The sequence below is a fragment of the Candidatus Baltobacteraceae bacterium genome (genome assembly GCA_036489885.1).
Taxonomy (GTDB): domain Bacteria; phylum Vulcanimicrobiota; class Vulcanimicrobiia; order Vulcanimicrobiales; family Vulcanimicrobiaceae; genus JAFAMS01.
The window spans coordinates 920146-946859 of record DASXEW010000001.1 but is presented as its reverse complement, the minus strand read 5'-3'; the positions used below and the strand labels follow the sequence as shown (position 1 = coordinate 946859).

The window sequence follows — 26714 nt, the reverse complement described above, 5'->3', positions numbered from 1 at the left end:
GACGCTCGGGGGCCCCATGCGGAGCATGGGGGGCGCGGAGCCTGGGGCGGAGCGCCTTTAAAATGGAGCTCTCCAAGTCATACGATCCGGCGCAAGTCGAGCCGCGACTCTACGCCGAGTGGGATAAGAGCGGCGTCTTTCATGAAGATCCGGATCCTGCGCGGCCGCCGTTCATCATCTCCATGCCGCCGCCCAACGTCACCGGACGCGCGCATCTCGGGCATGCATCGACCTATACGCCGATGGACGTGCTGACGCGCTATCATCGCATGCTCGGCGAAAACGCGGACTGGATTCCCGGACAAGATCACGCGGCGATAGCTACCGAAGCCGTTCTGGTGCGTGAGCTCGCCAAAGAAGGCCTGACGCGCGATGGGCTCGGGCGCGAAAAGTATCTCGAGCGCGCCTGGCAATGGCGCGAGAAGTATGGCGGCGAGATTTACGATACGTTCCGGCGGCTGGGATTCGGTCCCGACTGGAGTCGCGACCGTTTCACGATGGATCCCGGTCTCTCGGCTGCGGTCAACCGCGTTTTCGTTCAGCTGTATCGCGAAGGGCTGATGTATCGCGGCGTGCGCCTCGTGAATTGGGACATCGGTTCGAAGTCGACGCTCTCCGACGCAGAAGTCGAGAACGAAGAACGTACCGGCAAGCTCTATCATCTGCGCTATCGCAGCGAGGACGGCTCCTTCGAAGTCGTCGTCGCGACCACGCGTCCCGAAACGATGCTCGGCGACACCGCCGTCGCCGTGCATCCCGATGATGAGCGCTACACCAAGCTCGTCGGGAAAACAGTCGTGCTCCCGATCCAAGGCCGCAAGATTCCGATCGTTGCAGATGCAGCGGTCGAGCGCGAGTTCGGTACCGGCGCCGTCAAGGTAACGCCCGCGCACGATCAGCTCGACAACGAGATCGGCGCGCGCCACAAGCTCGAGATGCCGATGGTGATCGGTTTCGATGGAACGATGACGGAAGAAGCCGGCCCCTTCAAAGGACTCGACCGCATCGCCGCGCGCGAAGCTGTCGTGAAGCGGCTCGAGCAAGACGGGGCGCTGGTGCGTGTCGAGGACTACGTGCACAAGGTGCCGATCAGCTCGCGCTCGGGCGAAGTCGTCGAGCCGCTGCTTTCATTACAGTGGTTCTGTAAGATGGAATCGCTGGCAAAGCCCGCGCTCGAAGCCTATCGCGACGGTCGAATTCGTTTTGTCCCGGAGCGGTTCGGACGCACGTACGAGCAGTGGCTGGAGAATATTCGGGACTGGAATGTCTCGCGCCAAATTTGGTGGGGACATCAACTCCCCGTTTGGTACACGCCTACGGATCACGTCGTCGTCGCGGAAAACGAAGAGGAAGCCAAACGAATCGCCCGTGAGACGTACGGCAGCGACGAGCTGCGGCGCGATCCCGACACGCTCGACACGTGGTTCTCGAGCGGATTGTGGCCCTTTTCCATCCTTGGTTGGCCGCAGGCGACACCCGAAATGAAGAACTGGTATCCCAATCAGGTGATGATCACGAGTCGCGAGATCATTTTCTTGTGGGTCGCGCGCATGGTGATGCTCGGAATACACTTTGCGGGCAACATTCCGTTCCACACGGTATTCGTAACGCCGCTCGTCTTCGACATTCATGGTCGCAAGATGAGCAAGAGCCTCGGAAACGTGATCGATCCGATCGATCTTATCGCCAATTACGGCGCCGACGGCACGCGCTTCGGGATTCTGCGCCAGATGCGGCTCGAGTCTCAAGAGCTTCGTCTGGACGAGCGCTATTGCGACGAAGCGCGGCGGTTCGCGAACAAGCTCTGGAACGCGCTCCGCTACATTCATTCGCTTCCGGAGGGGTTGCCGAAATCGGGGACGCTGCCGCCGGGGAGCGAACTCACGCTCGCGGACCGCTGGATCCTGACGCGCTTGCACCAAACGGTTGCCGGCGTGCAAGATGCGATCGATAGCTATCACTTCGGCGTCGCCGCCGATCGCATCATTCAATTCGGCTGGTACGAGTTCTGCGATTGGTATCTCGAATCGACCAAGCTCGGCGGTCCGACGCGTGCAAGCGTACTGTCGTTCACGCTCAACACGCTCGCTCGGATCATGCATCCGATCGCGCCGTTCGTGACCGAAGAGATTTGGCAATCGCTCCCACATGATGGTTACACGATCGTTACCGCGTCCTGGCCCGACCCCGCGGAGATTCTCTCCGACCCGGACGCCGCGACTCGATACGAAACGCTACGCACGACTGTCGACCGCTTGCGCAACGCGCGTCATGATTTCGGTCTCGCCGACCGCCAGAAGCTCAGCATCTTCGTCCCCGCGCCGCTAAGCCGGCAGCCGGACGTGCTGGATCTGCTCGCACTTCATGCCGGAGCCGAAATTCTTGCCGACGGGGCTGCGGAAGGGCAGAGCTTCGATGACATGATGAGCGCGATTCGCGTGAAAGCGCCGAGCGCGCAGCTGCGCGAGCGCTACACGAAAGATATCACGCGTCTGCGCGCCGAGGTCGAGCGCGGCGAGAAGAAGCTTGCATCGGAAAGTTTTGTAGCGCGCGCACCCGCGGACGTCGTCGCCAAGGAGCGTGAGAAGCTCGAGGGCTACCGGCGTGACCTTGAGCGGACCGAGCGGCTCTTGGTCGAAGTGAGCCAGTAATGTCGGTACGGGCCCCCGCGACCCGGCGCAGGACGCTGATGAACGCGGAAGAGATCGAGCGCGCGATCGCACGCATGGCCCATCAAATGGTCGAACCCGAGGAAGCGCAGGGCGGCCTCATCCTGATCGGGATCCGGCGTGGCGGCGAAAGCTTGGCGCGACGTCTAGCGGCCAAGATTGGGGAGATCTCCGGGACCGACCCCGGCCTGGGCTTTCTCAACATCAATTTGTATCGCGACGACGACGTCACGCACGAGCTTCCTGAATCAGACATCCGGCAGGACGTGCGCGGCCGTACCGTCATCATCGTCGATGACGTCCTATACACGGGACGGACCGTACGTTCGGCCCTGGATGCGGTCACGGACTTGGGCCGACCAAAGGCCATTCGCCTCGCCGTCCTGGTCGACCGCGGTCAGCGCGAGCTCCCGATTCAGCCCGATTATTCCGGGCGTGTCATCCCCACCAGCCGCCGTGAACGAATCGACGTTCGTCTCGCCGCGCAACCTACACCGAGCGATGATGTGTCAGTCGCCGACTGGGAGCATGCAAACTAGGTCAGCACCGCGCAGCCTACTCGACATCGACGACCTTTCGCGTGATGAAATCGCGTTGGTCATCCGCCGTTCCGGAGAGTTTCGAACCCAGCTACCCGACCGCTCGCTGCTCGCCGGCGTTCCGATTCTCAATCTGTTCTTCGAGGCCAGCACGCGAACCGCGACCTCGTTCACGCTTGCCGAGCAACGTGTCGGCGCCGACGTTATCACGTTTGCTCCGGGAACCTCGAGTCTCGGCAAGGGTGAAACGATCGCAGACACCGCGATCACGCTACGGGCCATCGGCGTGCGCGTCATCGTCGTGCGCCATCATGAATCCGGATTTCCGCGGCGGCTGGCCGAAGCGTTCGACGGCCACGTCGTCAACGCAGGCGATGGGACGCGCGCGCATCCGACGCAGGCTCTGCTCGATCTCGCCACGCTGCACGCCGAGTTCGGACGCTTCGAAGGGTTGCGCGTCGCGATCGTCGGCGACATCCTGCACTCGCGCGTCGCACGTTCAAATATCGTCGGCATGAAGATGCTCGGGATCGACATTACGCTCGTCGGGCCGCCGACGCTCTTGCCCGACGCCTTCGCGCAAGAGGGCGTGCGAATCGAGCGCGATTTCGACGCCGTCTTGCCGCACGTCGACGCCGTCATGATGCTGCGGATTCAGCGCGAGCGCATCGCAGCCTCGCTTCTCCCTGCCCTTGCGGATTATACGATCGGCTACCAGCTCGGCACCCAACGGCTGCGCGTGCTGCCTAAGGGAGCCATCATCTTGCACCCGGGCCCGTATAACCGGGGTGTCGAGCTCACCGATGAAGCGCTGGCCGATCCGCGCTCGCGCTATGAGACGCAAGTGACGAATGGCGTATTCGTCCGCATGGCGGCGCTCGATATGCTCGTCAACGGATCTGCGGTGCGCGCATGAGAGTCCTGATTCGCGGCGGCCGCGTCATCGATCCGTCGCGCGGCCTCGACGCCGTACGTGACGTTGCGATCGACGGCGGCATCATCCGTGCCATCTCGGAGCAAATCGAAGAACGTGGCCACGAAATCATCGACGCAACGAACTGCGTGGTCGCGCCCGGCTTCATCGACATGCACGTGCACCTGCGCGAGCCGGGGCAAACGCACAAAGAGACGATCGCGACCGGGACCGCGGCTGCCGTCGCCGGCGGCTTTACCGCCGTCGCCTGCATGCCCAACACGACGCCCGCGATCGACACGCCGGCGGTCATCGCCGAGATCGCACAACGGGTCGCGCAAGCCGGGTTGGCACGCGTCTATCCGATCGGCGCTATCACGCAAGGACGCAAAGGCGAACAACTCGCGCCATATCATGAACTTGCGATGGCCGGCGCCGTCGCCTTCAGCGACGACGGTTCGACCGTGGAGAACGTGCGCGTCCTTCGCAACGCTGCGCTTTACGCGCGTGACGTGAAAGGTCCGTTCATCTCGCATTGCATCGATGACGAGCTGCACGGCGATGCGGTGATGAACGAGGGAAAGCACTCAGCCATGCTGGGGCTGCCCGCGAGCCCCCGTCTGGCGGAAGACGTCATCGTCGCGCGCGACATTCTCGTCGCAGCCGATACGCACAAGCCCTGGCACATCGCGCACATCTCGACTGCGACGTCGCTCGACATCATTCGCTGGGCGCGCTCGCGTTCGACGGCGATAACGTGCGAGGTCACGCCGCACCATCTCTTGCTGCACGACGATCTGTTTGTCGATTACCACGCCCGAGCCAAGGTCGCGCCGCCGCTGCGCGGTGCGGATGATTCGGCTGCTCTTCGGGCTGCCGTCCGTGACGGAACGATCGACGTTTTCGCGACCGATCACGCGCCACATACGATGGAAGAGAAGGCGCAATTGCTCTCTATCGCGCCGGTCGGATTCTCCGGCCTCGAGGTCGCGGTTGGAGCATACGCGCACGCGATCCCGGATCTACCGCTCGATCGCTTCATCACGCTGCTCTCTACGCGGCCTGCGCAAATTCTCGGCGTCGAAGGCGGAACGCTCGCCGTCGGCGCGCGCGCGGACGTGACGATCTTCGGAGAACGTCCGTGGACGGTCGATGCGCGCACATTCTATTCCAAAGGTAAGAATACGCCGTTCGACGGGTTTACGTTCGAGCGCCGCATCGTTGCGACGGTCGTCGGCGGCCGCCTCGCATATCATGCGGAGCGCGGCATCATCGAGCCCTTGGCGTACGCGTGAAGGCTTCATTACTGCTCGCCGACGGCTCCCGCTACGACGGCGAAGGCTTGTCGGTCGAAGGCATCGCCCTCGGCGAGGCGGTGTTCTACACCGGAATGACGGGTTACGAAGAAGCCCTAACGGATCCGTCGTACGCCGGCCAAATCCTCACGTTCACCTACCCGATGATCGGAAACTACGGCGTGTGCGGCGAGTCGATGCAGCACAACCGGGTGTGCGTCGCCGGCGCAGTCATCAAGCGGCTTTCGCGTAAGCCGTCGCATTACACGAGCCGAATCGACTTGGGCTCGTGGCTCGATCAACAGCGCATTCCGACGCTGCTCGATATCGACACACGTTCGCTCGTAATCGCACTTCGCGAACACGGGACCATTGCAGCAGCGCTCGCGGTCGGCGAGACGGCCCTCTCGCATGCCGAGAAGCTCTTGACCGAATACGCGCGCCGTCATTCGACGGTTGGGCTCGTTGCGTCCGTCGCCGCCGAAGACGACTACGCTCCGCAAAACGGCAACGGTCCACGCATCATCGTCCTTGATTGCGGCGTCAAGCGTGCGATATTACAACAGCTCGCAGCTCTCGGAGCACGCGTTGAAGTGCTGCCGTACTCGGCGTCACTTGCCGAGATCGAAGAACGTAGGCCTGAAGCGATTGTAATTTCTCCCGGGCCGGGAGATCCGACCGATTTGAACGCAACGATCGATACGCTTCGCGCACTGATCGGAAAGATTCCGATGCTCGGTGTGTGCCTCGGTCATCAGCTGTTGGCGCTGGCGTGCGGTGCAACGACCTTCAAGTTGCCGTATGGACACCGCGGCGGCAATCAGCCGGTTAAGGATCTCCAAAACGGCGGCGTGTTGATCACCGCACACAATCACGGTTATGCCGTTGACGGCGGCACACTGCCCGGCGAGCTCGAAGCTACGATGGTCAATCTCAATGACGGCACCAACGAAGGCTTTCGTCACCGCCATCTACCGGTCGTCGGAGTACAATTCCATCCGGAAGCCGCTCCGGGTCCGCTCGACGCGCGGCATCTGTTCTCCGATTGGTTTGGCTCGCTGGCGTGTTCCGAATCGCGCTCTTCGCGGGCGTAATCGTTCTCGCGGTCGCGCCCGCGAGCGCGCAGACGCTGCCTGACCTAACGATTACAGCGCTTTCCGTTCGAAGTGATCGAACTTCGGCGCAAGAAGGTCAAGCATTTCATTTGCTCATTCACGTTCATACGAAGCAAAAAGGTGCGGAGCTTGCATCGCTCGTCTTGCCGGACGTCGTGAATCTCACGATCCTGGGCGACGAAAAGCGTACGACTCCGGCAAGCGGCGGAACGGATTACGTCGAGACGTTGACGGTTGCAGGTGTCAGTCCGGGCGAGGCCAGCGTTTCACCCGCGTACATCGACGCGCGTGATCCGTCGCGGGGCGACAAACCGTTCCGGTTCTCATCAAACAGGCTGCGCCTGCGTATCATCGCGGCCCGCACGACCGATTTGCACCCGTTTGTAAACACCATGCTCCGCGCCGGTCGTATCGCGCTGGGCGCCATCATCGGGCTCATCGCACTAGCTCTGCTCGCGTTCATGGTCGTTCGTGTTCGCGCGCTAGCCACCAAGCGCAAAGCGTATGTCACGTTGCCGCGTGCACGGCCCGTCACTGAACCCACTTCGCCGCCAGTCGATCGCATGGCGGCGGTGCGCAGCGCAACGCTTGCGCTGGCGAGCGCGCGTGCACGCAGCGACGCAGCCGGTCTGCGTACTGCTCTCTTCGCGCTCGCGGGCGCGCGACGCGACGAAACGCTTTCCGCGCTGCTCGCCCGAATAGCCGGCGACAGACGCGCGCTGGGCGCAGCACTTCGGGCCGCGGAGCGGGCGACGTTCGTCGACGAGTCGCATTTGCAGGGGGCCATCGACGAGTTGTTGGATGCGGTTCGCGCAGTGATTTCCGAATGAGCGCGCGCCCAGGCGCCCTTCGCGCCGCCGTCGAGCAAACGATCGTCGGGCAACACGTCGTCGTCGATGGCATGCTCGTCGCGCTGATCGCCAACGGTCACGTTCTCCTCGAAGGGCCGCCCGGCGTTGCGAAAACCCTGGCTGCGCGCAGTTTGGCTCAAGCCATCGGCGGAACGTTCCGGCGGATTCAATTCACGCCGGATCTGTTGCCGAGCGATATCGTCGGTACGCGCGTGTTCGATCAGCGCACGGGAAACTTCGCGACGGTCCCCGGACCGATCTTCGCGAACATCGTTCTCGCGGACGAGATCAATCGTTCGCCCGCGAAAGTTCAATCCGCGTTACTCGAAGGGATGCAAGAACGGCAAGCCACTATCGGCCCCGAGACGCTGCCGTTCCCGGAACCCTTCGTCGTGCTCGCCACGATGAATCCGCTCGACGACGACGGCACCTATGCGCTTCCCTTAGCCCAACGCGACCGCTTCGCCCTCAATCTCTACGTCGACTATCCGTCGCGCGAAGAAGAGGTTGCGATTCTCGAACGCTTCGGCGGAAGCGAAGTCCACCCGGTTCGCGACGCGGTGACGCTTGATGACATTCGCGAATGGAAGCGCGAAGCCGAACGAGTCCACTTGGAACCGCGTCTGCGTTCCTACATCGTCGACATGATTCGCGCGACGCGCGACCCGGACGGCACGCGCGGCCGCTACGTCGAGCGCGGTGCGAGTCCGCGGGCGGCTCTCATTCTGGCCCAGCTCGCAAAAGCGCGCGCCGTGTTCGAGGGTCGCACCTACGTCGTGCCGGACGACATTCGTTCGCTGGCCGTACCCACGCTGCGGCACCGCGTCGGATTTACGTATCGCGTCGCGAGCGAGAAGATCGACATCGTCGAATTGCTCGAGTCGTTCATCACTCAAGTACCGACGCCGTGAATTCCGCGATCCGCAACGCCCTGCTCGCCGGACGCCGGCGTCCGGTCGTGCGCGGAGGTACGCGTCCATATCCACGACGCGGCGACGGGTTCGAGATTGCCGAGCTGCGCGGTTATGTCGACGGCGACGATCCGCGCCGCATCGACTGGGCTGCAACGGCCCGCGCAGGCGGCCTCCAAGTCCGCGTCCTGCTTGAAGAGCATGCGCTGTGCTTCGCGGCAATCGTTGATGATTCGGCTTCGCTCGACGTCGGCCGCACGCGCACGCTCCGGACCGCAGCTTACGAAGCTCTCGATGCTTGGGCAGATGCGCTCGCGCGTGAGGATCGCGGCGCGCGTATTCTGTCCGACGCCGTCGACGCACCGCGCCTACTGGGAGCGCGCGCAGCGAGCCGGTTGCGTGAACGGCGCGAGATCGCGGCATTCGATCTGGATTCGGCATTACGACTTGCACGAGCTGCTTTGCCGCGCGATTCGGCCTTACTCGTCGTCAGCGACTTCTACGCACGTCTCGACGTCGAATTGCTCCGCGAGATCGGAGCGTTCGTCGATTCGACCGCACTCATCGCACACGATCCGTGGGCCGATGGGATGCCGCTACACGGTTTCGTCAATCTACGCGACGCCGAGAGCGGCGCAACGCGGTCGATCTTTCTGGGCGGCAAATCTCGCCGCAGGTTCCGCGATGCCGTCGCTCGCCGCGAGCGCGAGCTCGCAGAACAGTTTGCGTCCTGCGGTTGGCGCGCCGGGTTACTGAATGCAGACGACGGCGCAGCGTCCCTGGACGCCGCGTTCGGAATATGAGCGTTCAGCGCCCACTGGCACTCGTCCTCAGCATTCTCGTCGCTTTCGCGATTGCGTGGCTGATCGCCGCGCTCGGACGGCGCCGGCGGCGCGAAGCATTCACGTATTCGAATCTTCCATTCTTGCTGGATGCCGCGCAGATCTCGGCATGGCCGATGCGCGTGCTCGCCGGCGTGATCGCGCTCGGCGTTTTGCTCGGCGGCGTAGCCTTTGCCGGCGTCGGTCTTGTCTTACCGGTTCCGGCCAAAGACAGCAGCATAGTCTTATGTTTGGACACCTCCGGCTCGATGCGCGCAACGGACGTCGAACCGTCGCGTGAAGCCGCCGTACGCGCGGCGGCCCGCGCGTTCGTACAAGATACGCCGGGCGGAACACGAATCGGAATCGTCTCGTTCGCAACGTATGCGCAGCGCGTCGCGGATTTGAACGACGACAAAACAAGCGTGCTGTCTGCGCTCGATAATGTCCCCCCCGCGAACGGTGCGACCGCAATCGGTGATGCGTTGGCGCTTGCCGGGCAAATGTTACCAGTTCAAGGACACCGCGCGATCGTGCTCGTGACCGATGGAGTCAACAACAACGGCGTGGATCCGCTCTCGACGGCGCAACAGCTGGGCGCTCGCGGTATTTCGATCTACACGGTCGGCATCGGTACCAACGGGAGTGGTCTTGCAATCCCAGGGACTACGGAAGAAGCGTCGATCGATGAAGATGCGCTGCGTGAGATTGCAACGGCCGGCAAAGGCACCTACACGCGTACCGTCGATGCCGCAGCGATTGCCGCGACGTTCCGGGATCTTGCGCGCACGACCATTTGGGAGCGTCGACGCATCGACGTTTCGTTTGGACTCGCGATTGCCGGAGCCGGCGCGCTCGTCCTCGGTTTCGTCGGCGCACTCGCGGCAGGACGTTTCCCGTGAACACCGATCCCTTTGTGGAATTCGGCACCTGGTTCGAGCACGCCCAAAACGCAGGCTTCGACGAACCGAACGCGATGTCGCTTGCAACCGCGGATGCGAACGGCCGTCCTTCGGTACGCACGGTTCTCTTACGCGGCTGGGATCGGCTAGGCTTCACATTCTACACGAACTACGAGAGTCGCAAAGGCGACGACGTCGCGGCGAACCCCCAAGTCGCTTTACTATTTTTCTGGGGCAAGCTTTCGCGACAAATCCGCATCGAGGGTATGATCGAGAAACTGACGTCTGAAGAATCGGACGCCTACTATCAGAGCCGGCCACGGGGTCATCGCCTCGGTGCGTGGGCGTCGGCGCAAAGCCGCCCCGTCGGCAGCCGCGATGAGCTCGAAGCAAAGATGGCCGAGATCGAAGCGCGTTTCCCGGGCGACGTTCCCCGTCCGCCGTACTGGGGCGGATATCGCGTGCGCCCGGAACGATTCGAGTTTTGGGAAGGGCGCCCGAATCGCTTACACGAGCGCTTAGTGTATCGTCGTGACGGCGAGCTCTGGAAGATCGAGCGTCTCGCCCCGTAGCGGTGGGAGCCGCCAAAGCCAGAGCGTTCCCAGGACGAATTCGATCACGATCGCGAGATGCACGGCGCGAGGCCCGACTGATGCGACGATTGCCGCGCCGATCACCGGAGCTGCGATTTGCGGAAGCGCGGCCGCAAGATTCCATACACCCATCGCCGATGCCATCATCTGATTCGGAAGCACGACGAACGCGATCGCCCAATCGGCGGTAAAGAAGGCGCCCCATGCAATCCCGGCCAGCGTTCCGCAGATCAGCACCATGACGAGCGAGTGTGAGAGTGCCAAGAAGATCAAGGCCACGGCGATCGCAACTCCGGCGGCGCTGACGACGACGCGTTTGTCGGTCTGATCGGATGCCCGGCCGGCCAGCGCTGCACCCAGGACGCCCGCGAGAGTAAAGGACAGGAACAGCATGCCTGTGGTTTGGCGTGCGCTCGCATCACCGAAGACATCCCGTACGAAGAAGAACATGAAACCGACGAACGTGTAAAACCCCAGATTGATCAGCGCGCGCGACGCCAACAGCGTACGGAAATTACGATCGACGTGGAGGCGGGTGCGCGCCGTCTGCACCGGATGCAAGCCACGCAGATGGACGAACGTCACCGCGAACGTGAGCCCGAGAATGCTTGCGATCGCAAGGGCCGCGAAAAGATCGCCCGCAAACGTGGCGACGACCAGGCCGATGCACTGCCCGACAAACTGATAGCCACTCATCCACGCGGATGCCAAACCGCTGCGCGAGCGTGGAACGTGATCCGGGACCGCGGCTTGATACGGGCCGCCGAAAACGTTCATGCCGATTTGCAACGCTACGAACGCCACGATGAATCCGGCATACGCCGGGACCAAATAGAAGGCGATCAACGCGGGCAGTGCGATCGCAATGCCGGCGAGGTAAAATTCACGGCGGTGGCCCACGTCGGAACGCCGGCGATCCGCAAGAAACCCGATGACGACCTGCGTGATCGCCGCGAGCGTCGCGCCGCATGCGGCGACGATCGCATATGCGGTTACCGGATTCGGTAATCCCAACTCGGTCGTGCGTGCCTGCAACGAGATCCCCAAGATCGCGCCCCACACGACTTGAATACCGAGCCACAACGCACCGATTGCTGCGGGCTTGCCGTTCACGCCGGCGTCCTTTCTAGCTGGTCGCGCGCGTAGAGATACTCTTCGAGCGTGTCGACGTCGTAACAGATTTCAGGATCGCTATCGCGGATGGCCGCGACCGGAAAGCCGAGGGTTCGCTGTGCCTTGGCTTCGATCGCACCGATCGTGAGTTTCCCGAGGACGAATCGCAAGAGGAGTGCGGGCCCTAAGAGCCGCGCCATCCCGAGTTTGCTCTTCCGCGCGCCGAAAAAACGCGTCGCCCAGGAACGCACGGGAGCGATTGCGTCGGCAGCGATGAAGAAGACGTTGCCGTTTGCGACGCGTTCGCCACCAAGCTCGACGACGTGTTCGGGCGCATCCGGAAAACGACGGACGTACGCGTCGTGCTCTGCCAGCGGCATCGTGATCGAGTAACTCGCGCTACGCTGTGCGAAACGCTGAACGGCTGCGGCGGTGACGAAGGGAATGTCACTGGTCAGGTACAGGAGCGGCGCGCCCTCCCACGCAGCGAGTGCTCGCAAGACGTTTTCGCCGCCGTCCGTTGCAGCATCGATCACCGCCTCGACGCGGTTGCGGCAACGCACGCGAACCTCATCGCCACCGATCACGGCGAGTTTTGCAACGCCGGCACCGCGCGCTGCGTCGATCGCACGATCGAGCATCGTTGTCCCGCCCAGCCGGGCCAGCGCTTTCACGTCGGTTCCAAGCGTGCGAGCAAAGTCGCCTTCGACCAGACCGCCGGCAGTGATCACGGCATTCACGAGCGTCCTTTCGCCGCGACGCTTGGTTCCTCCAACAGGGACCCCTTCGAGGAAGCGTGGGCCTTGCGCGAAACCTCCCAGCGAATGCCCCGGCGGAACGTCCTCGTAATCGGCTCCGGTCCAATTATCATCGGTCAGGCAGCTGAATTCGACTACGCCGGTGTCCAAGCGTGCCGAGCGTTGCACGAGGAAGGCCATCGGGTCGTCCTCGTCAACTCGAATCCGGCGACGATCATGACCGATCCGGAAATCGCGGACGCGGTTTATCTCGAGCCCCTCAGCGTCGCGTCGATTGCGGCCATCATCGAGCGGGAAAAGCCGGATGCGCTTCTGCCGACGCTCGGTGGACAGACCGGACTCAACCTCGCCGTCGAGCTCAGCGAAGCCGGAGTCCTCGAGCAAAATAACGTCGAAGTGCTCGGAACTCCGATCGAGACGATTCGCCTAGCCGAAGACCGTCAGCGGTTCAAGAGCACGATGCTTTCAATCGGTGAGCCGGTTCCCTCGAGCGTCATCGTCACCGATGTCGAGACTGGAATCGCATTTGCCGCCGAGTACGGCTACCCACTCGTCGTGCGCCCTGCGTACACGCTGGGCGGAACCGGCGGTGGTCTGGTTCGCGATGAGGCCGAGCTGCGAGCCACGCTCGAATCCGGTCTCGCGGCGAGTTTGATTCATCAGGCACTGGTCGAGACATCGTTGCTCGGATGGAAAGAGATCGAATACGAGATCCTGCGCGATAAGGCCGACAATTGCATCGTCGTGTGCAACATGGAAAACATCGATCCGGTCGGTGTTCATACCGGCGATTCGATAGTTGTCGCGCCTTCGCAGACGCTTTCCGATCATGAATACCAGATGCTGCGCTCGGCGAGCATCAACGTCATTCGCGCGCTACGCGTTCAAGGCGGCTGCAATATACAATTTGCCTTGCATCCGCTGCGCTCCGAGTACCAGATCATCGAGGTAAACCCGCGTGTCTCGCGCTCGTCGGCGCTGGCGTCAAAAGCCACGGGCTATCCGATTGCGAAAATCTCGACGCGCATTGCGCTCGGCCAAACGCTCGACGAGATCCCGAATCCCGTAACGGGTCTGACGAAAGCCGCGTACGAGCCGACCCTCGATTACTGCGTCGTGAAGATTCCGCGTTGGCCCTTCGATAAGTTTCCGCTAGCAGACACGCGGCTCGGGACCCAGATGAAATCAACCGGCGAGGCGATGGGAATCGGACGCACCTTCGCAGCGGCATTGCTCAAAGCATTACGTGGACTCGACCTCAAGGTCGAGACCCTGACCGGCGCGCACTTCGCGGATTGGACGCAAGACGAACTGGAAGAAGTCCTGGTCCAGCCGACACACGAGCGCCTCGGGGCAATCTCAGAGCTGATGCGCCGCGACGTCGCGGTCGAACACATCGCCAAGATTTCGACCGTCGATCCGTTCTGGCTCTGGGAGATGCGCGAGCTCGTCTCGCTGGAAGAAGAGCTGCGCCGCACGCCCAGCGACGACGCAATCGAACGTGCCCGCGTCGCGGGTTATTCGACACTCGGCATCACGCAGCTCGTCGGTAACGACGCTCACGCGAAGCGTGACGGACGCGCGTTTCGTATGGTCGACACCGCAGCTGCCGAGTTTCCCGCAAAGTCGCCGTATTACTATCTTTCAATCGGCGAGCGCGACGAGATGCGTAAACCGCCGAAAGAAGCCGTCGTCGTCGTCGGGAGCGGTCCGATTCGGATCGGCCAGGGAATCGAGTTTGACTATTCGTCCGTTCACGCAGCCTGGGCGCTGCGCGATGCCGGCTGCTCGCCGGTCGTGGTCAACAACAACCCGGAAACAGTTTCGACGGACTTCGATATCTCGGACGTGCTCGTCTTCGAGCCGCCGGGCGCCGACGAAGTCGAGGCCGCGTGTAAAGCCAGCGGCGCGCGCGGCGTCATGCTCGCCTTCGGCGGGCAAACTGCGATCAATCTTGCGCAAGAGTTGCATGCACGCGGTGTCCCGATCGTCGGAAGCGACCGGCGTTCGCTCGACATGGCCGAAGATCGCGAGAAATTCGATCAAGCGCTGACGCGCCTTGGGGTCGCGCGCCCCAAAGGCCGTGCGGCGAAAACGTTCCGTGAAGCACGCGTCATCGCACGCGAGCTGGGATTCCCCGTCCTGGTTCGTCCGTCATATGTACTCGGGGGTCGCGGCATGGAGATCGTCTACAACGAAGGCCAGCTGGCATCGTACGTCGAGAGCGCCCAACCGCCGACGCCCGACTCACCATTGCTGGTCGACAAATATTTGCCCGGTCTCGAGCTCGAAGTCGATGCTGCATTCGACGGCGATAACATTTTGATTCCCGGGATCTTCGAGCACATCGAGCGCGCCGGGATTCACTCCGGCGACTCGATCAGCGTCTATCCGCCGCAGACGATCGACTCGAAGATCGAGCAGCAGATTGCGGACGTGACGTTCTCGATCGCAAAAGAGCTTGGGATCCGCGGCTTGCTTAACATCCAGTTTGTGTATCACGAAAACGAGCTGCTGATTCTCGAAGCGAATCCGCGCGCGAGCCGCACGGTACCGGTAATCTCGAAAGCGACCGGCATCAATCTCGTTGCGGCGGCAACGAGAATCGCGCTGGGCGAGAGCCTTACCAAAATGCCCTACGGTCTCGGCTTGCGGCCGCACGTACCGTTTGTCGTCGTCAAAGTTCCGGTATTTTCGTTCGCGAAGATGCGCGGGGTCGAAACGATCCTCGGACCGGAAATGAAATCAACCGGCGAAGTCCTCGGCATCGATGAAACGTTTCCGGGCGCACTTCGCAAAGCGTTCGAAGGCGCTGGGATCCGGATGCCGCGCAAAGGTGGCCGTGTACTCGTTGCGCTGGCGGAACACTCGAACGATCCGCGCGAAGCGCAAGCGCTGCGCAGGTACGTCGATCTCGGCTACACTCTAATTGCACCGCCGACGACGGCCGAACGCCTCGCAGCAGAAGGCATCATCACCGAACGCGCGGATGACGTCCTCGACCTGGTTGGGCGGCGCGGTGTCGATCTCGTCATCAACACGGTCACTGGGACGCGAGAGGCGACCGAAGGCTATCGCTTACGACGTATCGCGGCGGAAACGAACATCGCTTGTCTCACCAGCATCGATACCGCGGCTGCGCTCGCGCACGCGCTCGAACACCCCGCCGGTCCCCCACGTTCACTACAAGAGTATCACGAGCTCGTCGCAGGATCGCAGAAGGCATCATAGATGCAGCCCGCAAGCACGCAGGCGCCACGCGCATTCGTGCTCGGCGGTAACGCGAGCACGCTGGCGTTCACGTCGAGCTTTGTCCCCGAAAAACACCAGCTGACGATTTGGCTCGTTCCGCTTGCGTGGACGCCGATCGGTGTCGTCCAAGGTGAAGCATGGCAGAAAGTTGGGATCGCCTCGGATAATATCGGCGGCTGGACGGACGAGACGTTTGCGCCGGATGATGAACATGCATTCGTGACCTCGCTTCGCGACGTCGAGCTGCTGACGCGAATCGGCTGGTCGGCCGAAGCTCCGGAGAAACTCGATGAAACGTTGCTCCTCAACCCGGAAGAGATGCCCGAGGATGTCTTGGATGCGCTGACCGTCCCGGCGGAGATTCTCGTGAGCTGCCAGGTCTGCCGCCGCACGTGCGTTCGCGATCATTTCGCGTGGAACGAACGGCAACTGTGTGCGTGGGACTATCACGCGCTCGTTTTCGGGCGGCGTGGGCCGTGGCGCGAAGAGCCCTATGAAGAACGCTTGTGGGAGACGATTCCAAATCCGCGATACGTCGTTCCTCATCTGCTCGACGACCAGAACGTCGATCTCGTTCTCTCGCTTGCGGGAGTCGACGAATCGGTTGGACGCCGCGTCATCGACGAGCTCATGCGCGCGGAAGGCGGCCGGCCATATATCGCTGCACGCGTCGAAGCCGGATTGATGCTGCTGCGGGAACGGCCACCGAGCCCAGCATGAGCTCGCGCGCGATCGCTCGGCTCGGAGCCCTGTTCGTCCTGTTGTTTCTCGTCCTGACAGCTGCGCAAATCTACGTACAGGTGATCGACGGGCCGCAACTTTGGGCGAATCGGTTCAATCCGCTGCGTTCGAATCCGGCCGAGCACCGCGGAACGATCGTTGCGAGCGACGGATCGGTGCTCGCGAAATCGGTCGCCGGCAAGCGGATGTACCCGGAAGGACCGCTCTTGGCGCAAGCGGTCGGGTACGCTTCGCAACGCTACGGTGAATCCGGACTCGAAGCATCGTTCGATTCGTTCTTGGCGGCGCCGGCACCCCAGAGCAATCCGCTCATTCAGTTGCGCAATATCTTTGATCCCCACTCCGAAGTGCAAGGTGCGCGCGTCGTCACGACGATCGACCTTCCGACCCAGCGTGTTCTGTACGCCGATCTTTCGCGCTATCCGCGCGCCGCAGGAATCGTGCTGGATCCGGTGACCGGCGACGTCCTCGCGCTCGCGAGCGTGCCAAGCTTCGACCCGAACCGCGTCGACTCGGAGTTCGCGCATCTTTCGAGCGATCCCGAGAGCGCGTTGCTTGACCGCTCGACGTCCGGGCTGTATCCGCCCGGCTCGACGTTCAAGATTTTTACCGCCGCGACGGCACTTGCACTCGGCGTAGTGACGCCGCAAAGCCGGTTTCACGATAGCGGGTATTACCCTATCGGCAACTACACCGTGCACGACAACGAAGGCGAGGCGACGGGCAATCAAGATTTGGGCGGCGCATTTGCGCTCTCGTCGAACGTCGACTTTGCACAGATCGCACTCAAAATCGGCGTCGATCGCTGGTACGACGCCGTTGCGCAATGGAAGATCGGCTCACCGATTCCGTTTGACGTGCCCTCGGAGAGCGCACACCTGCCCTCGCGCGACGAAATGACGCCGGGCGTTCTTGCGCAGCTCGGTTTCGGGCAGGCCAATCTGCTCGTCACGCCGCTGCAAATGGCGCTGATCGGTGCCACGATTGCCGGCGGCGGGGCGATGCCTCGTCCGATTTTGGTGCGGGAAATCGATACGAGCGAGCACCGGGTAGTTACGCCGCAAGAACATCTCGACGAGCCGATCTCCGCAGACGTCGCAGCCGAGGTGCGCGATCTCATGCTGGGAGTCGTCACGCACGGGACGGGAACCGCCGCGGCGCTGCCGGGGATCGCGGTCGCCGGAAAGACCGGGACTGCGACGAATCCTGCCGGTAGAGCGCATGCGTGGTTCGTTGCTTTCGCTCCCGCGCGAGCGCCACGCGTCGCGGTTGCGATCGTGGTGGAAAACGCGGGCTACGGCGGAGACATTTCCGCACCGATCGCACGTGACGTCATGCGCGTGGCTCTAGCTCGCGGACATTGATGCAAGAGAAGATCTTTAACGGCAGATATCGGCTCGACCGGCGCCTTGGTGACGGTGGTATGGCCGTTGTCTACGCTGGGACCGATGTGCTCTTGCGGCGTCACGTCGGAATCAAAGTCTTGCGCGAACAGTACGCAGCAGATGAAGACTTCGTGCGCCGCTTTTACAACGAGGCGCAATCCGCTGCGCGGCTCTCGCACCCTAACATCGTGAACACCTATGACGTGGGGCGCGAGGACAACACCTACTACATTGTGATGGAGCTCGTCGACGGCACCACGCTCGCCGAGATGATCCGCAGCGACGGCCGAATTCCCGAGCCTGTCGCGATCGACTACGCCGCGCAGATGTCGAACGGTCTCGCGTACGCGCACCGGCAAGGCTTGCTCCACCGTGACATCAAGCCCGCAAACATCTTGATTACCCACGATGACGTCGTCAAGCTTTCGGATTTCGGCATCGCACGCGCGCTCACGCAACAAACGCTGGCCGTAACGCAACCCGGCATGGTGATGGGGAGCGTTTATTATATTTCGCCGGAGCAAGCACAGGGGCACGACCTTCGCGAGACTTCGGATCTGTACAGCGTCGGCGTCGTGCTCTACCAAATGCTTACCGGAAAGCTTCCGTACACCGGCGAGTCGCCGGTCGCAGTCGCGCTCAAGCACGTGAGCGAAGCGCCGCCGCGCATTGTATCCGCGGGCGTTGAGGTGAGTCCGGCGATCGCTTCGATCGTCGACCGCTTGCTGCAAAAGAATCCGGCCGATCGTTTTCAGTCCGCAAGCGAGGTCGCGACGGCGCTGCGCGAAGCGCGTGAACGGCCCATGGTTGCGGCGGCAGCACCGGCATCAACTACCCCCTCGACACCTTCGGACCCGGATCAACCCGTTCCGATGCGGCCACCGCCGCGACGTTCGCAAGCGACGCCGCGTCGTGGGTCTGAAAACGGTGATGGCGCGGAAGTTTCCTACGATACGGCACCCCAGCGATCGAATCTTGGCAGAAATATCGCGCTCGCCGTCGCACTCATCTTGGCGATTGCCGGCGGCTACGCGATCTTCGGCGGTGGAATTCCGATGCTCTCGGGGATCAGTCTCGCCGATGAAATCGGTCACAACGCAATCGATGCGCAACGTGACTTGGAAAGTCACGGCTTGCGCGTCAAGTTGGAAGGCGTGCCGAGCGACACGGTTCCGCAGGATCAAATCGTTCGCGAAGATCCATCACCCGGGACGCGCTTGCAGAACGGCAGCGATGTCACCCTATACGTTTCGACGGGCGTCGCCCCGAAAGCGCTGGTGAGCGTCAACGACTTCACGCTCGCCGACGCCCAAAAAACACTTGACCGCGAAGGCTTCAAATCGAAAATCGTCGAGTCATATTCCGCCGACAAACCGAAGGGTACCGTCTTCCGAACGACGCCGAAAGCCGGCGATATGGTCAAACCGGGCAGCACGGTCGTGCTCAACGTTTCCAAAGGCCCGGCGCCGATAACGTTGCCGAGCTTTGTCGGACGCTCGCTCAACGACGCCCAAACTTTTATCTCGCGGCAGAAGTTGGCCGCGAACGTTCAGCGCGTCGCGCTCGACGGCGTTCCGACCGATCAAGTTGCCTCGCAGGATCCCGCAGCCGGCTCCGAAGTGAACGCAGGTTCAACCGTGACCCTCACGGTCAGCACGGGACCGTCACTCATAAATGTTCCGAATGTCGGCGGACAAACGATCTCCGATGCAACTTCGGCGCTGAGCTCCGCCGGTTTCACCGCGAAAATTACGTATAGCATCCAGGCCGGTGGCGACGGAACCGTACAACAGCAAGATCCCGCACCGAGTCAAACAGCGCCAAAAGGCTCGCCCGTCAACATCATGGTTGCCGTGCCCGGAACCGTGCCGAACGTCAGCGGCATGACGCTCGACGCTGCGCAAGCCGCCTTGTCGCGCTTTGGTTACAAACCGGGCAACATCAGTTACGTTCAAGAAGGTCCACCGGGTACGGTCGCACGCTCCGAACCACCGGCAAACACGCAACTCGACGTCGGTGAGAGCGTGAGCCTGTACGTGAACGGCGCGGCCCCCCCACGGTGACCGTAAGCAGAAACGGTAGCGAGCATCGCGTTCTCGGCGTCGATCCCGGCTTGCGGACGACGGGCTACGGAATCATCGACGTCACCTCAGGGCGCGCGAAGCTCATCGAAGCCGGCGTCATCTCCCCGAATCCGCGCGCAACGCTCGAAGAACGGCTCACGGAGCTCCACGCGGCGATGGTCGAGATCGTCCGGACGCTGCGTCCGGATTGCATGATCGTCGAAGAGCTGTGGACCGCGTACAAGAATCCGTCGACGGCCGTCTTGATGGGACACGCGCGCGGCGTGCTATGTCTGGCCGGCGGCGAAAATGGGGTCGCAGTTCATACGCTCGCGCACGCGCTCGTAAAACGGGCACTGGTCGGAAACGGCAGCGCTCGCAAAGAACAAGTGAAGAAGATGGTCGTTCAGCTGCTCGGTTTGCAGCGGTCCCCGCAACCCGATGACGTTTCCGATGCGCTTGCGCTTGCCATCGCCTACGCGTTGCGTAACGGGGCGCGCGTTCGCTGATGTTCTCGAAGATTACCGGAACGGTCGTCGAGCGGCAAGGAGATCGCGTCGTCCTCGAAACCGGCGGACTCGGCTACGACATCGTTTTGCCACCGTGCGTCTCGAACAAGGTACCGTCTTCGAGCGGAGTTCCCGTGACGCTCGAAGTCTACTCGCACTTGCAGATGGACGGCAATGCCGGCCGTTTTACATACTTCGGGTTTACGAACGCCATCGAACGAGAGTTCTTCGAGGCATTACTTTCCGTCGCGAGCATCGGACCGAAATCTGCGGCGCGCGCCTTTGCGCTTCCAATGGCACGCATCGCGCGAGCGATCGACGAGGGCGATCATGCGCTCTTGCGTACGTTACCGGGAATCGGCCAGCAGAAGGCGCGTGACATCGTAGCGAAATTGCAAGGCAAGGTCGCGCGATTCTTGCTGATTCGACCTGCAGACGAAGCGGCTGCGCCGCCTCCGAAAGCCGCGATGCCGGAGTTTGCAGAAGAAGCATTGGCCGTGCTCTTACAGCTCGAGTACAAGCGGAACGACGCCGAAGCCCTTATACGCGAATCGATGCAACGCCAACCGGATATTGGCGATGCCGAACGCTTGCTCGGGGAAATCTATCGGACGCACGCGAACGATGAAAAGCGGTGAGCGAAGCTCGAAAGCGCCTGCTGGGACCGGACGACGCCGCAGAAATACCTGACGACGAGCGGCGAGCCGTCGACCCGAAAGCCGCGCTCGAAGACGAAGTTTACGGCGCGTCGCTGCGGCCGCGCTCGTTCGATGAATACATCGGACAATCGACGGTCGTCGAAAACCTCAAGATTGCGATCGACGCCGCGAACAAGCGGGGTGAAGTCCTCGATCACGTCTTGCTCTACGGACCGCCCGGGCTGGGAAAGACGACGCTCGCAGCGCTCATCGCACATGATTTGCACCGCTCGTTGCGCCCCACGTCCGGACCGACGCTCGAGAAACCAAAGGACCTCGTCGGCATCCTTACGTCGCTCGAGGAAGGCGACGTACTGTTCATCGACGAGATTCATCGCCTTGGATCGGTCGTCGAAGAGTTTCTTTATCCGGCAATGGAGGAATTCCAGATCGACTTCGTCGTCGATCGCGGTGCGTACGCGAAGACGCTTCGGCTTCCGCTCAAGCGTTTCACCTTAATCGGCGCGACGACGCGCCAGGGTGCGCTCTCGGCGCCGTTGCGCGAGCGTTTCGGAATCGTCCATCATCTCGATTTTTACGAACAAGGTGAGCTCGAGCGGATCGTCACGCAAAGTGCTGAGCGTCTGGGCGTGCCGATGGACGAAGCCGGCGCCACGATGATCTCCACGCGCAGCCGGGGAACCCCGCGCATCGCCAATCGGTTGCTGCGCCGGGTTCGCGATTTCGCCGAAGTACGCGCCGAGGGCCGCATCACCGCCGTGGTTGCGGACGAAGCTTTGACGCGCGAAGGCGTCGACCACCTGGGACTCGACAAGCTCGATCGTGCGTTCTTGCGGACGATCGCGGAGCATTACGGTGGTGGCCCGGTCGGCATCAACGCAATCGCTGCCACGTTGACGGAAGACGTCGAAACGCTTGAAGACGTCGTCGAGCCGTATCTGCTGAAGATCGGCTTCGTACAGCGCACCGCAAACGGCCGGCGTCTGACGCCCGCGGCGTTCGCGCACCTTCGTATAGCTCCACAATCCGCGCAGCCTCGGCTTTTGTGACCCGGCGCACGTTCATACGCCGAACCTTTGCGGGTCTGTCGGCTGCATTCGCGTTCGCAATCGGATCGCGTCGCTCGGCGCTTGCAACAGGTGGACTCGATCCCGATTTGGGCACACCACCGCCGGCGCCGAATATGCCGGCGACACTCAATCCATCGGTCCGCATTCTGCTCGCCGCCAACGCCGATCCGGCGCGCGTGATCGCCGATCCATCGGCCGCAACATTTTCTTACGCCGGAAAAGCGTATCGTGGCGGACCGAGCGTCATTCTAGGTTTGGATCACCGGCCCGCGTTGATTGCAACGTTGCCGATCGACGCTTATTTGTACGGTGTCGTACCGCTCGAGATCGGACGTGGGTGGCCCGATGCAGCGCTTGCGGCGCAGGCGATCGTGGCGCGAACCTACGCGCTCTCGCATCGCGTAACCGGTCGCAGCTACGACCTCGTAGCGAGCACATCGGATCAAGTTTGGGGTGGCCTCGACGCCGAGTCGCCGCAAACGAACGCTGCCGTCGATGCAACCGAAGGCCAGTTGGTGACATACGCGGGCGGCCTCGCGACGGTGTTCTACTCCGCGTCTTGCGGTGGACACACTGCGGATGCTTCCGCGCTCTGGGGCGGCGCCGATCTCCCCTACCTGCGCGGAGTCGCCGATCCATATTGTGTGGGATCCTCGCCGTATAACAATTGGACCGCGACAACGACGGTAGGAGCGCTGCTCGGGGCGCTGGGTTCGAAGGCCGCCACCCTCGGCGCGATCCAGTCGATTGCACTCGAGCCACCGCCTTTGGACCTCCGGCCGGGGATCCGCATCACCGGGTCACTTGGGACCGTCGTCCTCAGCAGCGCCGAAGCGCGCAGGGTCTTGGGTCCGTCCCTCGTCCGGAGCAGTCTTTGGCATATCCTTACCGTTCTAGGCGATCCGACGCAGGCCGCGACGAGTCTCAGAATCGAAGGTAGTGGATCGGGTCACGGCGTGGGGTTATGTCAATGGGGCGCTCGGGTGATGGCGCAGCAAGGCCGCACTCCTAAAGAGATCGTGAATTTCTATTTCCCCGGGACCCTCGTAACCAATGAGTGAGACGCCAACCGGAACAACGCTGAGTGAAGCCGACCGCAAAGCCGTGCGCTTGCGGCGCTATATCGATTTGATCGTCGAGGACAAGCTTTCGTTCACGTTGCTAAAAGCGGTTGCGGCGGATGTCTCGTCGACGGGCATGCGAATTCTCTGCGATCAGTACTTGCCGCCCAAAACGAAATACCTATTTACGATGAAGCAAGAGCCCAATGTCGCGACCAAGGGCGAAGTGCGTTGGGTTCGGCCTTCGGCCCCGAACATGCATCAATGCGGTGTGCTCTTTATCGATCTGACAGAAGAAGATCGTCAGAAGCTCGAACGTTTCCTCATGATGGAACGCGAACGCGCCGTTATCGCCTCATCGCCGGCCGCCGCAACCGGACAGCTCTCGGTTCCGCCGCCGGGCAGCCGGCGTTCCGAGGGAGACTCAAACGAAGCCGGAACGTCGCGGGCGGCTAATCTATAGATTTTGACCTCGGCGGCAGTGCGGCCTATGAGTACGACGTACCGCCGGAACTGATTGCGCGCGCGCCGGCAAACCGCCGAGACGCTGCGCGTTTGCTCGCGCTATGTGCGGACGGCAAGATTGAGCATCGGACGTTTAGCGAGCTTCCGATGCTCCTGCGTCCCGGCGATCTGCTGGTGCTGAATGAAACCGCCGTGATTCGCGCGCGCTTGCGCGGACGCCGCGTACCGGGTGGCGGGAACGCGGAGCTGTTTCTGCTGCATCCGGCGGACGACTTGCGCTTCGACCGCAATGCGACGCGCTGGCTCGCGCTCGTGCGTCCCGGGCAAAAACTCCATCCCGGCCGGCAGATTGCAATCGGTGAGGACGCGACAGCGACGATCGAATCGCACTCCGGCGGCGGCGCTCGAATCGTACGTTTCGACTCACCCGTTTCGGTCGGTGAACTGCTCGAACGATACGGAGAGGTTCCTCTCCCACCCTACATCGGCGAGGCCGGGCGTGCGCATGCGGAGCGCTATCAGACGATATTTGCGCGCGTCCCGGGAAGCGTAGCGGCGCCGACGGCGTCGCTGCACTTCAGCGACGAGGTGTTTGCCAATCTACATGCGCGCGGGGTCGAGATCGCACGCATCGTGCTCGATGTTGGACTCGGCACGTTTCGTCCAATCCTCGAAGACCGGCTGGATGCCCACCCGATGCACGCCGAGCCCTATGTCATTCCGGACGGTGCGGCAGCCGCGATCCGGCGCGCTCGCAAGGAACGGCGCCGCGTGATCGTGGCGGGGACGACCGTGATGCGCGCGCTCGAAGCCTCAGCTCTCCAAACGGGAAAAGTAATCGCCGGTACGGCTTCGACGGACCTGTATATCAAGCCCGGCTTTCGGTTTCGCGTCGTCGATGCGATGGTGACGAACTTTCATCTGCCACGCTCGACATTGCTCGTGCTCGTGAGCGCTTTTGCGGGTTACGAAGCAATTCGGCGCGCGTATGCCGAAGCGATCGAACAACAATACCGTTTGTTTTCATTCGGCGACGCGATGTTTCTCGAAAGGGCCGTATGACCGCGTTCAACCCCGCATTGGTCGAAGAAGCTTTCGAAGACGACGTCGAGGGAACCGCGGACTTCATTCGCTCCGTGATCGGCCGCGTGCGCGAGAACTGCGAACGCATCCGCTCGTCCGCACGAGCCGGTGACGCTGCGGCGGTGCATGCAGCCGCGCATGCGGCTAAAGGTTCGGCGGGACACCTCGGCGGCGCCGATGTTGAAAAGATCGCCGCAAGGATCGAGCTGTCCGCAAAAGAGGGAACCATCGAAACGTCTGAAGTGGTCGACGAGCTCGAACGCGAGATCGGGTCGCTCGAAGCCACGGCGGAAGCTTACATCACTTCTCGCGCGGCGAAACCCGCATCGTCTTGAAATCCGTGTACCACACCATACCGTGTGCGGCATTCTTTTGCTTGCGCACGAATTTGCGGCGCGTATAATCCACGTCGACGTTCGCGCTGGCGCGCGCACGGCTATGATATGCGGCGATCGATGCCGCCATCGCGATCTCGTCGTCTGCCGGCGTGCTGCGATCGTTCGTCGCTAGGACAACGTGCGCGCCCGGAACGTTACGCGCGTGAAACCAGAGATCGTCCGGCCGCGCAATTGAGAAGGTGACCTCCGCGTTTTCACGCGGCGAGCGGCCGACGTAAAGTCGCGCACCCGAGGGAAGGTCGATCGCGGCGATCTTGCGGCGCGTGGCGGCCTGCCGGCTTCGCGCCTTGCGATCCAGATCGGATTCGATCTCATCGAGCGAGTCCGGATCAGCGCGCTCGATTTCCCAGCTGAGTGTCTCGAGCTCAGCGCGTTCGCGTTCGAGACTTTGCCGGCGTGCAGCAACGCGCGGTAACGCGGAGTTGGCCTTCTTGTAGCGTGCGAAGAGCGCGCTCGCTTCATCCTTCGCGGAAGAACGGTCATCCTCGGGAAGCTCGTGGAGCTGCGCGTAGATCCGCTCGCCTTCGGCGCGAAGCTTGTCTCGCTCGCCGAGATTTTGCTCGCGCTGCGCAATCTGATCGAGTTGCGCGCGAATCGCCTCATCACGACGGCGGACCGTGCGCAGCAAGGCTTCGCGCGTTCGTTCGACTTCGCCGGCGCCGCGGCCACTGTTCGCCGCATTTGCCGCTTCGGTGAAAATGGGAAGAAGATGCGCGACAGTCGCGTGCTCGAGATCGCCGAATTGTGCAAGAGGAAGGACGTGGACTTGCACTAGCTCGCCGTTTTTTCGATAGACGTGCAGCGGTCCGTCGTTCGAGGCGGCTGAGTCCGCTGCATCCGATTGTGACTCGAACCATGTAGCGAGGTCGGAGGATGAGAACCGGAGCGAACGCGCTTGCGCGGCGAGCGATGTCGCTACCAAGCGCGGGAGCGCCGGCAAATAATCACGCAGCGCCGCCAGCCACGCGCCGGGATCGGAAAGCCGCGCTTCAAAGGTGGCGCGGTCGATGCGTGCCTGCTGAAGCGGAGGAAGCTCGTACGAACGGCCGACCTCGACGCTGCGTTCCTGATTTTCAGCCGGGGAGAACGTCTTTGCAGCGGCAACGACCGTCTCGCCCCGCAGTGCGACGACGTTGCCGAAACGGGGGACGAGCTCGAGAATCAAACGCGAGGACGACTCGACCCCGAAGCGCGAGCGAGCTCCGAACTCCAGGGCCAGCACCCGGTCGCCGGCGCGGGCCCGTACCGACGCGAGGGTTCCGCCCCGGATTATCGCCCCAGCGGCACGCAGCCAGGCCGGCTCGGGATCGAGCGACAGCGGTACGTCCTCTTCGAGCCAGACCAGCGGCGGGGTCGCGAACGGTTCGATCTGCAAGGCGGCGGCAGCGCCTTTCCCACCGAACACGATCTCGACGCTTGCCCGGTCGGTAAGGCCGACGTCACGGACCCGGCGCCCGGCCAAGGCGCGGTCGAGTTCGCGGGCGGCGCGACGAATGAGGAGGTGATCGGTCAGCATTGCGAGGATTTCGTTTGTTTGAAGCTCTTCGC

Annotated in this window: 24 protein-coding genes; 21 read left to right on the top strand and 3 right to left on the bottom strand. The window is 62.5% G+C overall.

What is annotated here, in order from left to right:
* Positions 1 to 62: 62 nt before the first annotated feature.
* Genes VGG22_04395 through pdxH form a run of 10 tightly spaced genes read left to right on the top strand, consistent with a single transcriptional unit; the run spans position 63 to position 10588 of the window.
* Positions 63 to 2651, top strand: coding sequence for a valine--tRNA ligase (locus tag VGG22_04395; GenBank protein ID HEY1727604.1), 2589 nt, complete (start codon positions 63 to 65; stop codon positions 2649 to 2651).
* The gene (gene pyrR, locus VGG22_04390) at positions 2651 to 3208 is read left to right on the top strand and encodes a bifunctional pyr operon transcriptional regulator/uracil phosphoribosyltransferase PyrR (protein HEY1727603.1); all 558 of its coding nucleotides are present in this window, start codon (positions 2651 to 2653) and stop codon (positions 3206 to 3208) included. The genes VGG22_04395 and pyrR overlap by 1 nt, the downstream gene beginning before the upstream one ends.
* Positions 3198 to 4124: an aspartate carbamoyltransferase catalytic subunit gene (locus VGG22_04385; GenBank protein HEY1727602.1), complete on the top strand. Its 927-nt coding sequence runs from the start codon at positions 3198 to 3200 to the stop codon at positions 4122 to 4124. Before pyrR ends, VGG22_04385 begins: the two co-directional genes overlap by 11 nt.
* Positions 4121 to 5416, top strand: a complete 1296-nt coding sequence (locus tag VGG22_04380) for a dihydroorotase (GenBank protein HEY1727601.1) — start codon at positions 4121 to 4123, stop codon at positions 5414 to 5416. Before VGG22_04385 ends, VGG22_04380 begins: the two co-directional genes overlap by 4 nt.
* Positions 5413 to 6510 carry a glutamine-hydrolyzing carbamoyl-phosphate synthase small subunit gene (carA, locus tag VGG22_04375; GenBank protein ID HEY1727600.1) on the top strand — a complete coding sequence of 366 codons (1098 nt, stop codon included), beginning with the start codon at positions 5413 to 5415 and terminating at the stop codon, positions 6508 to 6510. Before VGG22_04380 ends, carA begins: the two co-directional genes overlap by 4 nt.
* Positions 6480 to 7361: a hypothetical protein gene (locus VGG22_04370; GenBank protein HEY1727599.1), complete on the top strand. Its 882-nt coding sequence runs from the start codon at positions 6480 to 6482 to the stop codon at positions 7359 to 7361. Before carA ends, VGG22_04370 begins: the two co-directional genes overlap by 31 nt.
* Positions 7358 to 8293 (top strand): MoxR family ATPase, encoded by a 936-nt coding sequence (locus VGG22_04365; GenBank protein HEY1727598.1) that lies wholly within the window; start codon positions 7358 to 7360, stop codon positions 8291 to 8293. Before VGG22_04370 ends, VGG22_04365 begins: the two co-directional genes overlap by 4 nt.
* Positions 8290 to 9096, top strand: a complete 807-nt coding sequence (locus VGG22_04360) for a DUF58 domain-containing protein (protein HEY1727597.1) — start codon at positions 8290 to 8292, stop codon at positions 9094 to 9096. Before VGG22_04365 ends, VGG22_04360 begins: the two co-directional genes overlap by 4 nt.
* Positions 9093 to 10016 carry a VWA domain-containing protein gene (locus tag VGG22_04355; protein HEY1727596.1) on the top strand — a complete coding sequence of 308 codons (924 nt, stop codon included), beginning with the start codon at positions 9093 to 9095 and terminating at the stop codon, positions 10014 to 10016. The genes VGG22_04360 and VGG22_04355 overlap by 4 nt, the downstream gene beginning before the upstream one ends.
* Positions 10013 to 10588: a pyridoxamine 5'-phosphate oxidase gene (gene pdxH / locus VGG22_04350; GenBank protein HEY1727595.1), complete on the top strand. Its 576-nt coding sequence runs from the start codon at positions 10013 to 10015 to the stop codon at positions 10586 to 10588. The genes VGG22_04355 and pdxH overlap by 4 nt, the downstream gene beginning before the upstream one ends.
* Here pdxH and VGG22_04345 read toward each other — a convergent pair.
* On the bottom strand, positions 10535 to 11722 hold the full coding sequence (locus tag VGG22_04345; protein HEY1727594.1) for an MFS transporter: 1188 nt from the start codon (positions 11720 to 11722) through the stop codon (positions 10535 to 10537). The two genes, pdxH and VGG22_04345, sit on opposite strands and share 54 nt — an antisense overlap.
* Positions 11719 to 12462 carry a nucleotidyltransferase family protein gene (locus VGG22_04340; protein ID HEY1727593.1) on the bottom strand — a complete coding sequence of 248 codons (744 nt, stop codon included), beginning with the start codon at positions 12460 to 12462 and terminating at the stop codon, positions 11719 to 11721. The genes VGG22_04345 and VGG22_04340 overlap by 4 nt, the downstream gene beginning before the upstream one ends.
* 84 nt (positions 12463 to 12546) lie before the next feature.
* On the opposite strand from VGG22_04340, the gene carB reads away from it, so the two are divergent.
* From carB to VGG22_04285, 11 genes are read left to right on the top strand one after another with little or no spacing between them, the layout of a single operon-like run.
* Entirely contained in the window at positions 12547 to 15711 is a 3165-nt protein-coding gene (carB, locus tag VGG22_04335) for a carbamoyl-phosphate synthase large subunit (GenBank protein ID HEY1727592.1), read from the top strand.
* Positions 15712 to 16452 (top strand): hypothetical protein, encoded by a 741-nt coding sequence (locus VGG22_04330; protein HEY1727591.1) that lies wholly within the window; start codon positions 15712 to 15714, stop codon positions 16450 to 16452.
* Positions 16449 to 17837: a penicillin-binding transpeptidase domain-containing protein gene (locus tag VGG22_04325; GenBank protein ID HEY1727590.1), complete on the top strand. Its 1389-nt coding sequence runs from the start codon at positions 16449 to 16451 to the stop codon at positions 17835 to 17837. The genes VGG22_04330 and VGG22_04325 overlap by 4 nt, the downstream gene beginning before the upstream one ends.
* Positions 17837 to 19921 carry a Stk1 family PASTA domain-containing Ser/Thr kinase gene (gene pknB / locus VGG22_04320; GenBank protein ID HEY1727589.1) on the top strand — a complete coding sequence of 695 codons (2085 nt, stop codon included), beginning with the start codon at positions 17837 to 17839 and terminating at the stop codon, positions 19919 to 19921. Before VGG22_04325 ends, pknB begins: the two co-directional genes overlap by 1 nt.
* Positions 19918 to 20430 (top strand): crossover junction endodeoxyribonuclease RuvC, encoded by a 513-nt coding sequence (gene ruvC / locus VGG22_04315; GenBank protein HEY1727588.1) that lies wholly within the window; start codon positions 19918 to 19920, stop codon positions 20428 to 20430. The genes pknB and ruvC overlap by 4 nt, the downstream gene beginning before the upstream one ends.
* Positions 20430 to 21068: a Holliday junction branch migration protein RuvA gene (gene ruvA / locus VGG22_04310; protein HEY1727587.1), complete on the top strand. Its 639-nt coding sequence runs from the start codon at positions 20430 to 20432 to the stop codon at positions 21066 to 21068. Before ruvC ends, ruvA begins: the two co-directional genes overlap by 1 nt.
* Entirely contained in the window at positions 21065 to 22138 is a 1074-nt protein-coding gene (gene ruvB, locus VGG22_04305; protein ID HEY1727586.1) for a Holliday junction branch migration DNA helicase RuvB, read from the top strand. The genes ruvA and ruvB overlap by 4 nt, the downstream gene beginning before the upstream one ends.
* A complete protein-coding gene (locus tag VGG22_04300) occupies positions 22135 to 23220 on the top strand; it encodes a SpoIID/LytB domain-containing protein (protein HEY1727585.1) in 1086 nt (361 codons plus the stop codon). The genes ruvB and VGG22_04300 overlap by 4 nt, the downstream gene beginning before the upstream one ends.
* The gene (locus VGG22_04295) at positions 23213 to 23683 is read left to right on the top strand and encodes a PilZ domain-containing protein (protein HEY1727584.1); all 471 of its coding nucleotides are present in this window, start codon (positions 23213 to 23215) and stop codon (positions 23681 to 23683) included. Before VGG22_04300 ends, VGG22_04295 begins: the two co-directional genes overlap by 8 nt.
* Positions 23680 to 24747 carry a tRNA preQ1(34) S-adenosylmethionine ribosyltransferase-isomerase QueA gene (gene queA, locus VGG22_04290; GenBank protein ID HEY1727583.1) on the top strand — a complete coding sequence of 356 codons (1068 nt, stop codon included), beginning with the start codon at positions 23680 to 23682 and terminating at the stop codon, positions 24745 to 24747. The genes VGG22_04295 and queA overlap by 4 nt, the downstream gene beginning before the upstream one ends.
* Positions 24744 to 25103 carry an Hpt domain-containing protein gene (locus VGG22_04285; GenBank protein HEY1727582.1) on the top strand — a complete coding sequence of 120 codons (360 nt, stop codon included), beginning with the start codon at positions 24744 to 24746 and terminating at the stop codon, positions 25101 to 25103. The genes queA and VGG22_04285 overlap by 4 nt, the downstream gene beginning before the upstream one ends.
* Here the strand turns inward: VGG22_04285 and VGG22_04280 are convergent.
* Complete coding sequence (locus VGG22_04280; protein ID HEY1727581.1) at positions 25069 to 26682, bottom strand: NFACT RNA binding domain-containing protein; 1614 nt, start codon at positions 26680 to 26682, stop codon at positions 25069 to 25071. The two genes, VGG22_04285 and VGG22_04280, sit on opposite strands and share 35 nt — an antisense overlap.
* Positions 26683 to 26714: the final 32 nt, after the last annotated feature.